Raw genomic sequence first — 14,448 nt, forward strand, 5'->3', positions numbered from 1 at the left:
ACGATGGAGGCACTTGCCGATGAGTGACGGTCAGTTCAGCACGCACACAGAACTTTTCGACCTCACCGGCAAGCGCGCCATCGTGACCGGTGGCACGAGCGGCATCGGGGTGATGATGAGCCGTGGGCTGCTGCAGGCCGGCGCCAGCGTGGTGATCAGCTCACGAAAGGCCGATGCATGCGAACGCGCGCAAGCCGATCTGTCCCAGTTCGGCGATGTGCGCGCCATTCCCGCCGACCTCTCGCGACACGACGAGTGCATCCGGCTGGCCGAGGAGGTGACCGGCGGCGGCGAGCCGCTGCACATCCTCGTCAACAACGCGGGCGCCACGTGGGGTGAGCCGCTACAGAGTTTTCCCGATTCCGCGTGGGACAAGATCCTCAACGTCAACGTCAAGTCGCCGTTCTGGCTCGTTCAGGCGCTGCTGCCCGCACTTCGCGCTGCCGGCACCGCAGACGATCCCGCCCGAGTCATCAACCTCGGCAGCGTCGACGGCATCCGGGTCCCCGAGATGCCGACGTACTCCTACAGCAGTAGCAAGGCAGCGGTGCATCATCTCACCCGTGTGCTCGCCCGCGAGCTGGGGCCGCAGCACATCACCGTCAATGCCGTTGCACCAGGGGCATTCCCGTCGAAGATGATGGCCGCGACGCTCGACGCGTTCGGCGACCAGATCGCGGCGTCGGCGCCGCTGCGCCGGATCGGGCGCGACGACGACATGGCCGGCATCGCGGTCTTTCTCGCCAGCCGGGCGGGTGCGTTCCTCACCGGCGCGATCATTCCCGTCGACGGTGGGCTCGCGACGACCGCGAGCAAGTAGCCGAGCCTCGTGAGGGCGACGGTGCAGCGAGGCAGAGCTGTCTGCTCAACAAAGAGGTTGACCCCGCTGACCGCCTCGCGGGCGACACCGGCGCAACCCTCACCGATCGCCGCCCACTGCCGCGATTTGTGCCCCGGTTGGCGAGATAGTAAACGGCGATTCAGGGCGCTATCGCCGTCGAATTCGCTTCTACGCCCTGGTGTCCGTCGCGCAGCCACCTTCGCGGGACGGAGAGCCAGCCGCGGGCCGGATCAAACTCTGTGGAGCTAAGGGGAATCGAACCCCTGACCTACTCGATGCGAACGAGTCGCGCTACCAACTGCGCCATAGCCCCTGATACCGGTAGCAGGCTACCAGCCATCGGATGGCCGCCGAAAATCGACGGGCTTACTGGCCCGCGGCCCGCGGCAGGTCGAAGTGCCGCGCGAACGGCGCGTAGTCCAGATGCTCGAAGATCGGATCTTCGTCGTCGATCTCCAGCACCACCGAACCCGGCCGTCGTAAGCGGGCCGGCACCACGTCGAACTCGCGGTCATCGGTGTTCTCGACGCCCAGCCGCGAGCGGGCAATGCGCTGCGCACGCCTGCGACGCAGCCGCTCCTCGATCCGGGTCTGCCGCCGCAGGTAGCCCAGGTACAGCACGGTGAAACCGCTGACCGCCCCACACAGCCACCACAACGACGGGCTCAGCGTGAACGCCGCGGCTGCCGACGCCACCAACAGCACACCCAGCGCCGTCAGCATCCGCTTGCGGAACCGATACTTGCGCTCGCTCACCGCGGCCGCGGTCTTGGACTCATGCCTGCGCCGGCGCGCCTCGGACAGCGAGTCGGCCAGCTGCAGGTCGGCATCGGAGGGCGCTTCCAGCCCGGATGAATCGTCGACGGTCTCGTACTCGTCGTCCGAGTCAAGGTCCTCCGGCTCAGCTTCCTCCTCCTCGGCGACCGCGTCGGTCTCGCCCGCCGGCTCGTCGAATTGCAGTGTGAGCTCTTCTTTTTCGGCATCTTGACGGTCTGACACCCCGACGGGCAAGGCGCCGGAGTCTTCGCCGATGACATCGACGTCGAGGTAGTCGGGCTCGGACTTCTCCTCGACGGTGACCGCGGCGGCGCGCACCACCGCTCGGCTGACGGGTTCCGGTTCGATCTCCTCGTCGAGGTCTTCTTCGGACGGGCGCCAGTCGGGATCGCTGGCATGGCCGGCTGCCGGACCGCGCCGTTTCAGCAGCCGCGCGTTTCGACCACTGTTGAGCACGCGCGTCGCCAGCGCCACGTCACTGGTACGGCGCACGGTGTCGCGCTTGCTGATCAGCATCGGCACGAGCACGAAGAGCCAGAGAACGACGAGAGATATCCACAGAAGAGATTGGGGGATGCTTGGCATGTCGCCTGCTCCTTTCCCCTAAAGGCTAGGTCTGTGACCTGCGCATCCGTGGGCGGCGCGCCGAAGCAATTACACACCTGTAATTCACACAAGACAAGCACCAACAGTCACAAGTGTCACATTGGTAACAGCTCAGAGCGTTCGGCTTTCGCGAGACGTACACCAGGGTGGTGCTTCGTCGCGGTTCGCGACCCTGTTGTACGTCTCGCGAAATCACGCGGCTACGTCCACTCGGCACGTCCCTGCCGCACCAGCGTGGCGGCCGCCGATCCGGCGACCTCTTCGATCGTGATGGCCACCAGCAGGTGATCGCGCCAGGCACCGTCGACATCGAGATACCGGCGCAGCAGCCCTTCCTCCCGAAAGCCGACCTTCGCCAAAACCGCCCGGCTGGGGGCGTTTTCCGGGCGCACGGTCGCCTCGACCCGGTGCAGTCCGACCGGTCCGAAACAGTGGTCGACCCCCAGCGCCAGGGCCGCGGTCGCGACCCCGCCCCCGTTCACCGCCTTGGCCACCCAGTACCCGATCCAGGCCGAGCGCAGGGCCCCGTGCGTGACGTTGCCGATCGTGAGCTGCCCGCAGAACTGGTCGTCCAACTCGATCACGAAGGGCACCATCCGGCCCTTGCGCGCCTCGGACCGCAACCCGGAACACACCGAGGGCCACGCCGTGATCGCGTGTCGTGTCTCCCAGTCCACACCGGCGGCCGGTTCCCACGGCTCCAGGTGGGCGCGGTCGGCCAGCCGGATGCGGCTCCACTGCGCACCGTCTCGCAGCCGCACCGGACGCAGCCGTACCACGCCGGCGGGCACACGCAGCGGCCCCGCAGACATCGGCCAACCCGGATGTACCGAACTCGAGCGCCACAGGTTCACGTCGACACCCGCGCGGTTCAGCCCCGTTGTGCCAGGAATGCGACGTCGACGATCTCGCCGGTGCGAACCGATTCGGCTTCGGTGGGCACGATGACCAGACAGTTCGCCTCGGCCAGCGTGGCCAGCAGGTGCGATGCGCCTGGCGCTCCCCCGAGTGCTTGGACGAGGTATTCACCGGTGTCCTGATCCCGCATGAGTTGACCGCGCAGATATCCCGTTCGGCCTGCGACCGATTCGATCGGCGACAACGTGCGGGCCGCCACGATGCGGCGGTGCGCATGCCGCTTGCCCAGCGACAGCCGGATCAGCGGACGCACCATGACCTCGAACACCACCAGGGCGCTGACCGGGTTGGCGGGCAACAGGAAGACCGGAACGCCCTCGCGCCCCAGTTGGCCGAACCCCTGCACCGAGCCTGGGTGCATGGCGATTCGGGTCACCTCCATCTCCCCGAGCTCGGCGAGCACCGAACGGACCCCTTCGGCTGCCGCCCCGCCGACCGCCCCGGCGATGACGACCACCTCGGCGCGGTTGAGCTGACCCTCGACGACTTCACGCAGCCGCTTGGGATCTGTGTCGACGATGCCGACCCTGTTCACCTCGGCACCGGCGTCGCGCCCCGCGGCGGCCAGCGCGTAGGAGTTCACGTCGTAGACCTGTCCGTTGCCGGGAGTGCGGGAGATGTCGACGAGTTCACCGCCCACGCACATGACCGACAACCGCGGCCGCGGATGCACCAGCACCCGCTCCCTGCCTACCGCGGCCAGCAGTCCGACCTGCGCCGGTCCGATGATCGTGCCTGATCGCACCGCGACGTCGCCGGGTTGGACGTCGTCACCCGTGCGCCGGACATAGGCGCCCGACCGCACGCCGCGCAGCACCCTCACCCGCGCATCGCCGCCGTCGGTCCAGCGCAGCGGGAGCACCGCGTCGGCGAGCGTCGGCATCGGAGCGCCGGTCTGCACGCGCGCGGCCTGCCGCGGCTGCAGTCTGCTGGGGGTGCGGGCACCGGCCTCGATCAGTCCCATCACCGGCAGGCTGACTTCGCCGTCGGACGCCTCTTCCCCGTCTGCCGCGTCGCGGGCCTCGCCGACGCCGAGCACATCGACGCTGCGGACCGCGTACCCGTCGATCGCGGCCTGATCGAATCCGGGCAGCGGACGCTCCGTGACCACTTCCTCGGCGCACATCAACCCCTGCGCCTCGGCTATCGCCACCCGCACCGGCCGCGGCGCCACCGCCGCAGCCGCGACTCGTGCCTGCTGCTCCTCGACCGAACGCAACTGCACCCCTATCTATGCGTCGGGGCCCTCAGCAGTCGACCAGCCCCAATCGCTCCACCAACCACCGCCGGAGTTCCGGCCCGTAGTCATCGCGCTTCAACGCAAAGTCAACCGCAGCCTTGAGGTAGCCTCCGGGATTTCCGAGGTCGTGTCGAGAGCCGCGGTGCACGACGACGTGCACGGGATGCCCCTCGTTGATCAGCAATGCGACGGCATCCGTCAGCTGGATCTCACCGCCCGCGCCGCGCGGAACCCGGCGCAGCGCGTCGAAGATGGCCCGGTCGAGGACGTATCGACCGGCCGCGGCGTACGGCGACGGGGCGTCCTCGGCCTTCGGCTTCTCGTACATCCCCTTCACACGCAACACGTTCGGGTTGTTCGTGTCTGAAACGGGTTCGACGTCGAAGACGCCGTAGGCGCTGATCTCCTCACTCGGCACTTCGATCGCGCACAGCACCGAACCACCGCGTTTGGCGCGCACCTTCGACATGGTCTCCAGCACGCCGGTCGGGAGCACGAGGTCGTCGGGCAGCAACACCGCGATCGCGTCCTCGTCGGGACTCAGCTTCGGTTCCACGCAGCTGACCGCGTGGCCAAGGCCCAACGGCTCTGCCTGCACCACCGACTCGACCTTGATGAGCGCCGGCGCGCGACGCACCTTCTCGAGCATCGACTTCTTGCCGCGCTCCTCCAACGTGCCCTCGAGGACGAGGTCCTCGACGAAGTGTGCGACGACCCCGTCCTTGCCCTCGGACGTGATGATGATCAGCCGTTCCGCGCCGGCTTCGGCGGCTTCCGCGGCGACGAGCTCGATGCCTGGGGTGTCGACGACCGGCAGCAGTTCCTTGGGGACGGTCTTGGTGGCAGGCAGGAATCGCGTGCCCAGGCCGGCTGCAGGCACCACCGCTGTATGGGGGATCGGGACCAAAGTCCGTGTCATCGTTCACACACTAACGTCCAGGGGCAGGTTGAAACGTGGTGAGGTCGGGCGTGTTGGGACCGAGAGGAGGCTGACGTGAGCGCGACCAAGGCGGAGCTTCGGGCCTCGATTCTGAGGGCCCGCCGGGCCGTGGCCGCGCACACCCATGACGCCAATGCGTACGCCCTGACCCGCCATGTGACGGCATTCGTCCCGGCCGAAACGACTGTCTGCGCCTACGTTCCGGTCGGCTCCGAGCCCGGCTCCTCCGAGATGATCGATTCCCTTCACCGGCGCGGTGTGCGGGTGCTGCTCCCGGTCGCCAGGCACGACGCCGCGGGTATCCCCCAGCCGCTGCAGTGGGGCGAGTACGTGCCCGGCGACTTGGTGGAGGGGCGGTTCGGTCTGCAGGAACCGAAAGGGCCGTGGCTGGCGCCGCAGATCATCGCGGTCGCCACCACACTGCTGATCCCCGCGCTCGCGGTCGATCGCGGCGGTGTGCGGCTGGGTCGCGGTGCCGGCTTCTACGACCGGTCGCTGCGCTTGGCGTCCCGGTCGGCGCGGCTCGTTGCGGTGGTCCGCGACGACGAAGTCGTCGACCGGCTGCCCGCTGAACCGCACGACGTGCCGATGACCCATGCGCTGACGCCGGGGCGTGGGCTGGTGGCCCTCCGGTCGGACGCCGGCCGGGAATGACGCACGCCACGTAGCGGTTCTAGCACTTGAGCCGGTAGAGTGCTAACAGATTTGACCACCAGGGAGGGGTCCCGTGCCTACGTATTCCTATGCGTGCACCGAGTGCGGCGACAAGTTCGACGCAATCCAGGCGTTCAGTGATGCGTCGCTGACGACGTGCAAGAAGTGCAACGGCCGCCTGCGCAAGCTGTTCGGGAACGTGGGCGTGGTGTTCAAGGGCAGCGGCTTCTACCGCACCGACAGCCGTGAATCCGGCAAGAGCTCGTCGAACGGTTCCAGCAACGGGTCGAGCTCGTCGGAGTCGAGTTCCTCGTCGGAAAAGAAGTCGTCGGACACGGCGAGCACCGGCTCGTCGAGCAGCTCCTCGAGCTCGTCCAGCTCACCTGCAGCGGCCGCCGCTTCGAGCTGACGCTGCGAGTTATCCACAGGACGGCGAGTATCTCGCCCACTGTCTTTATGCGCTGCCTAACTTGGCCGCATGGGGGACTTGCTCAACCCGTCGCCGCTGCACCGGATCACCGAGATCCTGCGGCCCGATTGGACACGCACGGTTCTGGCTCGCCGCATCGCCGCGGGCGCTCTGGTGCTGCTCGCAGCCGTTGCCGCGGTGCGTCCCGATCCCGATGACCAGCACGTCGACGTTGTCGTCGCGGCGCGCGACCTGAGCCCGGGAAGCAAACTGACCGCCGACGACGTTCGCCGTGAAAAGCTCGACGCCGCAACGGTTCCCGAGGGCGTCCAGTCGGAGGTCTCCGCGGTCGTCGGCGCCACGCTGGCCGGCCCCGTCCGCCGTGGCGAAGCGCTCACCGACGTCCGCCTGCTGACGCCCAGGCTCGCCGAATCGGCGGCCGGTCCGACAGCCCGCATCGTGCCGCTGTCGCTCGACGAGACCGCGGTCCTCGATTTGATCCGGCCGGGTGACGTGGTCGACGTGCTGGCGGCCAGCGGGGAATCCGACACCCGACCGCGCGTGGTGGCCAGCGATGCGATCGTGGTGTTGGTGTCCGAAAAGCCCTCGGGGACAAGCGCGGGGACCGACCGCGTGGTTCTGGTGGCACTACCCGCGCACGCCGCCAACGAGGTGGCGGCCGCGACACTCGTCGAGACGGTGACGCTCACCCTGCACTGACAACGAGCGTTCGACTCGGGACGTTCCGGCCCTGTCCGGTCGCAACGCAGCTAACGTGCGTAACTGTCGACCACATATCACGGCAGGGAGGATCTGAGACAAATGTTGAAGGGCTTCAAGGAATTCCTCGCCAGAGGCAACATCGTCGACCTCTCGGTCGCGGTGGTCATCGGTACCGCGTTCACCGGCCTGGTCACCAAGTTCACCGACAGCATCATCCAGCCGCTGATCAGCCGCATCGGCGCGGGCGGTGAATCCGACTACGGCATTCTGCGCATCGGCATCGGCGGCGGGCAGACGATCGACCTGAATGTTCTGCTGTCCGCGGCGATCAACTTCATCCTGGTCGCGGCCGTCGTGTATTTCCTTGTCGTGCTGCCCTACAACCGGCTGCGCAAGAAGGGCGAGGTCGAGCAGGCCCAGGACACCGAGCTGTCCCTGCTCACCGAGATCCGCAACATCCTCGCCGAGACCAACGGATCCTCGGGCGCACACAGCGCGGCACCCGGCACGGGTCCCGACCCCGACACCGCAAAGACCACGAGCGCCGACAAAACCTGATGGAAACGGAACAGCCCCCGGAGGGTTCCGGAGGCTGTTCTGTTGCTCGGGAGAGCGTTTGTCAGTTCATGTTCCACGGCTCGCCGTAGGTGGTGACACTGTCACCGGCCGACGAGATCAGCCGAGCGAACGGACGCAACAACACACCACCGGCCGCACCGGTGACCGTGCCGTGTGCATTGGACACCGCCACACCACCATTGGCGCCGGCCACATCCACCGAGAAGGTCGCGACCTCTTGGATGCCCGGGCCGTTACCGAGATCGGCGCTGATCGACACACCCGGGAACAGGTTCGGCGTGGTGATGAAGCCAGCCCCACCCGCGATCGCACCGGTACCGGGAACAGGGGCCTGGTCGAACAGGATGTTGGGCGTGGTGTAGCTGAAGTTGATCCCCACACCCAGCGACCACGGGAAGCCGATCTGATAGCCCAACTCCAACGTGCCCTCGAACTCATCGGCACCCGGGCCGGCCACGATGTACTTCGCCCGGCCACTGTGGAACCACTCACGCGTCAGCCGGTTGCGGTCAAGAGGAAACACACCATTGAGGAACGTGTCCCACTGCTGAATGGTCAACGTCCGGTCCTTGCCATCGACCAGACTCAACTCATTGTCCAAACCTGCGTGAGAGGTGCCCGCGCTCACGAACAACGACGTCAAGGCTCCAGCTACCGCCAAAACCAGCGCCATCAGCACCCGACCGAAAACCTTCATGTTCTCCCTAGCTAGTCGATGCGGACCCCCTGTGGACCCGCAACTGGTGTCAGCCGTAGCTGGCGCGAGCGCCGCACGACGCATGAGGGTGACATTTGAGCAAATGAGAGACCTCACATGCTGCTCTAATGCTTCGCTCATCCGTTGACACGAGGAACATAACGGCGCTGGCGGCAACCGGCAACGCGAGAGCGCGAGCAGTGTCGGCGAAGCCCCACCCGTTCCCATCCGGGTAGATTTCGTTCATCACGCGAATAAGGCTTGCCACGAGTGGATTCAAACCCAATTCCGCGGGTATTGCGGGGCTTCGAGCTCTTGTTTCCGCTGGGCCGACCACCGCGACGTGTGCTGCGGCACAGTGGGACTTTCCGCACGGTGCGATCACAGTTTCGTGGCTGTAACGCGCTGTGATCAAGATCACCAGCAAAGTACTTTCGTTATTTACCTACTAGCAACGTCCCCTTCCACCGGCGGTCGGAAACAGAACAGCCCCCGGAGGGTTCCGGAGGCTGTTCTGTTGCTCGGAAGAGCGTTTGTCAGTTCATGTTCCACGGCTCGCCGTAGGTGGTGACACTGTCACCGGCCGACGAGATCAGCCGAGCGAACGGACGCAACAACACACCACCGGCCGCACCGGTGACCGTGCCGTGTGCATTGGACACCGCCACACCACCATTGGCGCCGGCCACATCCACCGAGAAGGTCGCGACCTCTTGGATGCCCGGGCCGTTACCGAGATCGGCGCTGATCGACACACCCGGGAACAGGTTCGGCGTGGTGATGAAGCCAGCCCCACCCGCGATCGCACCGGTACCGGGAACAGGGGCCTGGTCGAACAGGATGTTGGGCGTGGTGTAGCTGAAGTTGATCCCCACACCCAGCGACCACGGGAAGCCGATCTGATAGCCCAACTCCAACGTGCCCTCGAACTCATCGGCACCCGGGCCGGCCACGATGTACTTCGCCCGGCCACTGTGGAACCACTCACGCGTCAGCCGGTTGCGGTCAAGAGGAAACACACCATTGAGGAACGTGTCCCACTGCTGAATGGTCAACGTCCGGTCCTTGCCATCGACCAGACTCAACTCATTGTCCAAACCTGCGTGAGAGGTGCCCGCGCTCACGAACAACGACGTCAAGGCTCCAGCTACCGCCAAAACCAGCGCCATCAGCACCCGACCGAAAACCTTCATAATCTCCCTAGCTATGTCGGCGGTCAGCCCCCGGCTCACCGTGCTCTGCAGTTGCACCTGGCACACCTCTAGCCCCAGCGGCACGAGGCCCCTGCGACTAGATGAGAGATCTCACTTGTCGCTGTTACGTGCTGTACATCGTTGTGACACGAGGAACATAACGGTCGGGCAGGAACCCGGCAACGGGAGATCGCCATACGAGTGCGGGACGTTACCGGACCTGCCGGTTCTGCCGGGGCGGCAGCCGCGGTACCCGCGGTCGGGCGGTTACTTGCGCTTGACGTGGACGGTTGGGGCGGGTGCACCACAGATCGCCGCCGCGGCGCTTCAAGAGGCGCTGCGGCCGGACGCGCGGTATCGGCGCGATGGGTCAATTGTGATGCGGCGGACGATTTTCCCGCATCCAACGCTCGCGCTCGGCCTCGGCGTCGGCCGTCGGGGCGTCGCGCTCTTCGCTCGGAATTCGTGGGATGACCTCACCGAAAACATCGTCGATTGATTCCCGGCCGGCCTTAGGTCGCTCACCCACGTTGATGTCCGACTGTGACCAAGATCACATTTCTGTACTTGCGACGCATCTGGTCAGATGTCGAGGCTGGACAGCTGGGAGATGATCTGAACCGCGAGGGGATTGAGGGTCGCCATGCCGTCGCGCACCGCCGCGCGGGAACCGGCAAGGTTGACCACGAGCGTGCTGCCCGAGATGCCGGCAAGCCCGCGGGAGACTCCGGCGTCGATCATCCCTGCGGACAGCCCTGAGGCGCGCAGGGCCTCCGAGATGCCGAGCAGTTCACGGTCGAGGATGTCTCGGGTGGCTTCGGGCGTGACGTCGCGGGGGGTGACGCCCGTGCCGCCGACGGACACCACGAGGTCCACCCCGCCGATAACGGCGGTGTTGAGGGCGTTGCGGATCTCGACCTCGTCGGACGACACGACCACGACTCCGTCGACGACGAACCCGGCCTCGCTGAGCAATTCGGTGACCAGCGGACCGCTGTGGTCTTCCTCGTCGCCGTGTGCGGTGCGGTCGTCGACCACGACGACCAGTGCTCGACCCACCAACTCCCCTGGCTGCTCCATGACTGCAACCGTATATGCGGCCCGCGACAGCGGCGCGGCCACTCTCAGGGTGGTCGTATCGGTCGGCGTCATCACTGCTGGGCCTTACCCAGGGTGACCTGGACCGTCTTCGGCTTTCCCGACGGGTCGAGGTATGACAGCGTGACCTTCTCCCCCGGCGCCCTGGACCGGATGGCGGCGACCAGCGCGTCGGCGCTGCTGATCACCCGGTCGTCGACCTTGGTGACCACCACTCCGCTGGGCAGACCCGCCGCGGCGGCAGCGCCACCGTCGGTGACCTCGACGATCCGAGCACCGTCGACCGACGCGTCGTTACCGACCTGCACACCCAGCGACGCGTGCGCCGCGGTGCCGTTCTTGACCAACTCGTCGGCGATTCTCTTGGCCTGATCCACGGGGATCGCGAAACCGAGGCCGATCGAACCGCTCTGCGCCGCAGGTCCGGCGTCGGCGCCGAGTGTGGCGATCGCGGAGTTGACGCCGATCAGCTCACCGTTCATGTTGACCAGCGCGCCGCCGGAGTTGCCGGGGTTTATGGCGGCATCGGTCTGGATCGCATCCAGCACGGTGTTCTGATTTCGGGCATCACCGCTGGCAGCGACCGGACGGTTCAGCGCGCTGATGATCCCGGTCGTGACGGTGCCCTCGAGGCCGAGCGGGGAACCGACGGCAACCACGTCCTGACCCACCTGCAGGTTGGCCGACGAACCGATGGTGATGGGCGTGAGGTCGGAGACGCCCTGAGCTTTCACCACGGCGATGTCGCTGCTCGGGTCGGTGCCGATGACGGTGAACGGGGCGGTGCGACCGTTCGAGAAGGTGACCTTGGTCTGCGCACCGGCGGGGCCCGCTGAAGAACCACCGGGGCCGCCTGGCCCGGCCGGCCCGCCTTGGGCCGCCGACACCACGTGGTTGTTGGTCAGGATCAAGCCGTCGCTGGACAGGATGATGCCCGATCCCTCTTCGGATGCGCGGCCCATATCGGTCTCGAGCTTGACAACGCTCGGAACCACCTTCGCCGCGACTTGTTCCACCGAGCCCGCCGGCAGGCTGGCCGCGGGCACACTGGGCGCCGCGCCGTCGATCGACGACGATACCGAGGGGCGGTCCGGCTGCGCCAGCAGCGCCACCCCGCCGCCGATACCGGCCGACACGACCGCCACGGCAAGCGCTCCTGCCGTCAATGCCCCTGCGCGAGAACGCCTTTGCTGCGACTGACCGGGCAACGGCTGAGCCGCGCCGCGGTAGGGATCGTAGGGCGAACGGAACTGCTGGGTCGGATGCTGGTGAGCCACATGCTGCTGCGTCGCGTAACGCCAGTCGTAGGGCTGCTGCTGGTAGGGGCCGGAGCGCTGCGCGCCACCTGGGTAGCCGGGCGTCCCGTACTCAGCGCCCATCGGCCGGCGGCCGGGCGGCGGGGGCGGCGAATACCTCGGGTGGTTCGTCATGTCGCTCGGGCTCTTCCTTTTCCTTCGTTTCTTTGCGTGGTCTGAACAAATGGACAACGTTCGACTCGCGTCAACAGTGCCCCGTCGGGCTGAGAATCCACTTAGAGGACGTTCGGTTGATACCCAATCTTCGTTCCCCCATTCCCGCCGGTGTCAATCATCGTCGACATGGGTCCCCGCGCCTGGCTACTCGACGGGGGCGTGTCGGGGAGTGACCCACTCGGCGGCGTGATCATGCGTGGGCCGCCCCGGCAGCACGACGTGCATTGACGTACCGGGGGGTTGCCCGCCCGGGACGGTGTCCTCGATTCGCAGCGAACCGCCGTGTTTGAGCACGACCTGCTTCACGATCGCCAGTCCGAGGCCCGAGCCCGACATCGACCGGGCTGTCGTGGACCGGTAGAACCGCTCGAACACGAGTGGACGCTCCTGGGGCGGAATGCCGGGACCGTAGTCGGAGACCACCAACTCAGCGTTCATCGAGTCGATCTGCATCAAGCGCACGGTCACCAGGCCGCCTGGCGGACTCCATTTCGCGGCGTTGTCGAGCAGATTCAGCACGGCGCGCGCCAAGCCGGCCGAGTCACCGTAGACCAGCCATGGTGTCGTCGTCGCCTCGAACTCAATATCGTTGCGGCGGCGCCGAACTCGTTCCAGCGACCGGTCCACGATCTCTGCGACGTCGACCATCTCGTGCACGGTGACACCCGCGTCGTCACGCGTCAGGTCGACCAGATCCCCGACCAGCGTGGACAATTCCTCGATCTGGGCGATCACGTCGGCCCGCAGTTCGGCCATCTCGTCCTCCGGCAACCGCGGCGCGCCGGGTGCCATCGACGCCATCAGCAGTTCGACATTCGTGCGCAACGACGTCAGCGGGGTGCGTAGCTCATGGCCTGCATCGGTCACCAGGCGGGCCTGGCGTTCGCGGGACTCGGCCAACGCGCGCAGCATCATGTTGAACGCCTCGGTGAGACGGGCGAGTTCGTCGCTGCCGAACACCGGTATGGGTCTCAGGTCATCGGTGCGCGCCACCCGCTCGGCGGCCTGGGTCAACCGCGCCACGGGACGCAGGCCCGCTCTAGCGACAGCACCGCCGGCGATCGCGGCGACCGCGACCCCAATGCCACCGACGACGATCAGCACCGTGCTCAACCGTCGGAGCAGCGCGGTGGTGGGCGCCATGCTCTTGGAGATCAACAGCGAACTGTCGTTGGACAGGTGCATCGCGAGCACCCGCTGATGATCGACGGTGCGCAACGACATGATCAGATCTCCACGCAGGACGGCCTTTTCGGGGTCGCCCAGCGGCAGCGTCTGGCCCTGTTGATTGGCCGTGAAGATGGCCCGGCCGGGGATCACCAGCATCGCGTTGACGTCCGAGTACGCGGTGCCCTCGATGGCCTTACTCGGATCTGCTTGCAGCGAGCCGCTTTCCATGAGTAGTCGTGCCCGGTTGCGCAGTTGGTTGTCGACGTCGTCGTACAACGCGCGCGACACCACCGCCCAGACCGCCACCGTGGTCAGAACCACGACCATCGCCACCATCGACATCGCCAGCAGCATCACGCGCCAGCGCAACGACACCGAGCTGGTTCTCGACGGCGGTCGAGGCGCTTCGGCTTGGGGCGCAGCCCCGTAATTCGGCACGGACATCAGGGAGGTGTTTCGCGAAGCACATAACCCACCCCGCGCACGGTGTGGATCAGTCGCGGCTCTCCTTCGGCTTCGGTCTTGCGGCGCAGGTAACCGACGTACACCTCGAGGGCGTTACCGGACGTCGGAAAGTCGAAGCCCCACACCTCTTCGAGGATGCGACTGCGCGTCAGCACCCGGCGCGGATTGGCGATCAGCATCTCGAGAAGCGCGAACTCGGTGCGGGTCAGGCTGATCTGGCGTTCGCCCCTGGTGACCTCGCGGGTGACGGGGTCGAGCGTCAGATCGGAGAAGGTCATCGCCGCCGAGTCCGCGCCGTCGTCGGGGCCCGTGCGGCGCAACAGCGCCCGCATCCGAGCCAACAGTTCTTCGAGCGCGAACGGCTTGGGTAGGTAGTCGTCGGCTCCGGCGTCCAGGCCGGCGACCCGCTCGGAGACCGAGTCGCGTGCCGTCAGCACCAGGATCGGCAGGTCGTCACCGGTGCTGCGGAGCTGACGGCACACCTCGAGGCCGTCCAGGCGCGGCATCATCACATCGAGCACCAGGGCATCGGGCCGATCGCTGGCGATCCGTTCCAGCGCCTCGACGCCGTCCCCGGCCAGTTCGACTGAGTAACCGTTGAACGAGAGTGAACGGCGCAGCGACTCGCGCACCGCGCGATCGTCATCGACGACAAGTATGCGCACA

General features: G+C 66.7%; 15 protein-coding genes and 1 tRNA gene. 5 read left to right on the top strand and 11 right to left on the bottom strand.

The genetic code is table 11. From position 1 onward, the window contains the following. Nucleotides 1-19: 19 nt before the first annotated feature. Nucleotides 20-820 carry an SDR family oxidoreductase gene (locus tag AU198_RS21470; protein WP_064350587.1) on the top strand — a complete coding sequence of 267 codons (801 nt, stop codon included), beginning with the start codon at nt 20-22 and terminating at the stop codon, nt 818-820. A 261-nt stretch (nt 821-1,081) separates the two neighbouring features. Here AU198_RS21470 and AU198_RS21475 read toward each other — a convergent pair. From AU198_RS21475 to AU198_RS21495, 5 genes are all read right to left on the bottom strand, one after another. Continuing rightward, nucleotides 1,082-1,154, bottom strand: a tRNA-Ala gene (locus AU198_RS21475). A 53-nt stretch (nt 1,155-1,207) separates the two neighbouring features. Continuing rightward, nucleotides 1,208-2,203, bottom strand: coding sequence for a divisome protein SepX/GlpR (gene sepX, locus AU198_RS21480; protein WP_064350588.1), 996 nt, complete (start codon nt 2,201-2,203; stop codon nt 1,208-1,210). Nucleotides 2,204-2,424: 221 nt separating this feature from the next. Then, nucleotides 2,425-3,078 (bottom strand): GNAT family N-acetyltransferase, encoded by a 654-nt coding sequence (locus AU198_RS21485; RefSeq protein ID WP_064350589.1) that lies wholly within the window; start codon nt 3,076-3,078, stop codon nt 2,425-2,427. Nucleotides 3,079-3,095: 17 nt separating this feature from the next. Then, entirely contained in the window at nt 3,096-4,361 is a 1,266-nt protein-coding gene (glp, locus tag AU198_RS21490; protein WP_064350718.1) for a molybdotransferase-like divisome protein Glp, read from the bottom strand. Between the two features lie 28 nt (nt 4,362-4,389). Further along, nucleotides 4,390-5,301, bottom strand: a complete 912-nt coding sequence (locus AU198_RS21495; protein ID WP_064350590.1) for a UTP--glucose-1-phosphate uridylyltransferase — start codon at nt 5,299-5,301, stop codon at nt 4,390-4,392. Nucleotides 5,302-5,376: 75 nt separating this feature from the next. On the opposite strand from AU198_RS21495, the gene AU198_RS21500 reads away from it, so the two are divergent. The 4 genes from AU198_RS21500 (at nt 5,377) to mscL (ending at nt 7,666) form a co-directional block, all read left to right on the top strand. Then, on the top strand, nt 5,377-5,976 hold the full coding sequence (locus tag AU198_RS21500) for a 5-formyltetrahydrofolate cyclo-ligase (protein ID WP_064350591.1): 600 nt from the start codon (nt 5,377-5,379) through the stop codon (nt 5,974-5,976). Between the two features lie 73 nt (nt 5,977-6,049). Then, nucleotides 6,050-6,385 (top strand): FmdB family zinc ribbon protein, encoded by a 336-nt coding sequence (locus AU198_RS25955; RefSeq protein ID WP_082691147.1) that lies wholly within the window; start codon nt 6,050-6,052, stop codon nt 6,383-6,385. A 69-nt stretch (nt 6,386-6,454) separates the two neighbouring features. Continuing rightward, nucleotides 6,455-7,105: an SAF domain-containing protein gene (locus AU198_RS21510; RefSeq protein ID WP_064350593.1), complete on the top strand. Its 651-nt coding sequence runs from the start codon at nt 6,455-6,457 to the stop codon at nt 7,103-7,105. A gap of 102 nt (nt 7,106-7,207) precedes the next feature. After that, entirely contained in the window at nt 7,208-7,666 is a 459-nt protein-coding gene (gene mscL, locus AU198_RS21515; RefSeq protein ID WP_064350594.1) for a large-conductance mechanosensitive channel protein MscL, read from the top strand. Between the two features lie 61 nt (nt 7,667-7,727). On the opposite strand, the gene mspA (AU198_RS21520) is transcribed toward mscL, so the two are convergent. From mspA (AU198_RS21520) to AU198_RS21545, 6 genes are all read right to left on the bottom strand, one after another. Continuing rightward, complete coding sequence (mspA, locus tag AU198_RS21520) at nt 7,728-8,384, bottom strand: porin MspA (RefSeq protein ID WP_064350595.1); 657 nt, start codon at nt 8,382-8,384, stop codon at nt 7,728-7,730. 536 nt (nt 8,385-8,920) lie between these two features. Further along, entirely contained in the window at nt 8,921-9,577 is a 657-nt protein-coding gene (mspA, locus tag AU198_RS21525; RefSeq protein WP_064350595.1) for a porin MspA, read from the bottom strand. Between the two features lie 582 nt (nt 9,578-10,159). Further along, nucleotides 10,160-10,705 (bottom strand): MogA/MoaB family molybdenum cofactor biosynthesis protein, encoded by a 546-nt coding sequence (locus AU198_RS21530; protein WP_197416191.1) that lies wholly within the window; start codon nt 10,703-10,705, stop codon nt 10,160-10,162. Nucleotides 10,706-10,728: 23 nt separating this feature from the next. Next, nucleotides 10,729-12,105 carry a S1C family serine protease gene (locus AU198_RS21535; protein WP_064350596.1) on the bottom strand — a complete coding sequence of 459 codons (1,377 nt, stop codon included), beginning with the start codon at nt 12,103-12,105 and terminating at the stop codon, nt 10,729-10,731. Between the two features lie 186 nt (nt 12,106-12,291). Then, nucleotides 12,292-13,761 (bottom strand): HAMP domain-containing sensor histidine kinase, encoded by a 1,470-nt coding sequence (locus tag AU198_RS21540; protein WP_064350597.1) that lies wholly within the window; start codon nt 13,759-13,761, stop codon nt 12,292-12,294. Continuing rightward, nucleotides 13,761-14,447 (bottom strand): response regulator transcription factor, encoded by a 687-nt coding sequence (locus AU198_RS21545; RefSeq protein ID WP_064350720.1) that lies wholly within the window; start codon nt 14,445-14,447, stop codon nt 13,761-13,763. Before AU198_RS21545 ends, AU198_RS21540 begins: the two co-directional genes overlap by 1 nt. Between the last annotated feature and the right edge of the window lies 1 nt (nt 14,448).

Source organism: Mycobacterium sp. GA-1199 (assembly GCF_001500045.1).
Taxonomy (GTDB): Bacteria; Actinomycetota; Actinomycetes; order Mycobacteriales; family Mycobacteriaceae; genus Mycobacterium.

What these genes read in the sequence shown, in the direction of transcription:
- AU198_RS21470 (WP_064350587.1), top strand. Translation starts at nt 20, where the DNA reads ATGAGTGACGGTCAGTTCAGCACGCACACAGAACTTTTCGACCTCACC.
- sepX (WP_064350588.1), bottom strand. Translation starts at nt 2,203, where the DNA reads ATGCCAAGCATCCCCCAATCTCTTCTGTGGATATCTCTCGTCGTTCTC.
- AU198_RS21495 (WP_064350590.1), bottom strand. Translation starts at nt 5,301, where the DNA reads ATGACACGGACTTTGGTCCCGATCCCCCATACAGCGGTGGTGCCTGCA.
- AU198_RS21510 (WP_064350593.1), top strand. Translation starts at nt 6,455, where the DNA reads ATGGGGGACTTGCTCAACCCGTCGCCGCTGCACCGGATCACCGAGATC.
- mscL (WP_064350594.1), top strand. Translation starts at nt 7,208, where the DNA reads ATGTTGAAGGGCTTCAAGGAATTCCTCGCCAGAGGCAACATCGTCGAC.
- mspA (WP_064350595.1), bottom strand. Translation starts at nt 8,384, where the DNA reads ATGAAGGTTTTCGGTCGGGTGCTGATGGCGCTGGTTTTGGCGGTAGCT.
- mspA (WP_064350595.1), bottom strand. Translation starts at nt 9,577, where the DNA reads ATGAAGGTTTTCGGTCGGGTGCTGATGGCGCTGGTTTTGGCGGTAGCT.
- AU198_RS21535 (WP_064350596.1), bottom strand. Translation starts at nt 12,105, where the DNA reads ATGACGAACCACCCGAGGTATTCGCCGCCCCCGCCGCCCGGCCGCCGG.
- AU198_RS21540 (WP_064350597.1), bottom strand. Translation starts at nt 13,761, where the DNA reads ATGTCCGTGCCGAATTACGGGGCTGCGCCCCAAGCCGAAGCGCCTCGA.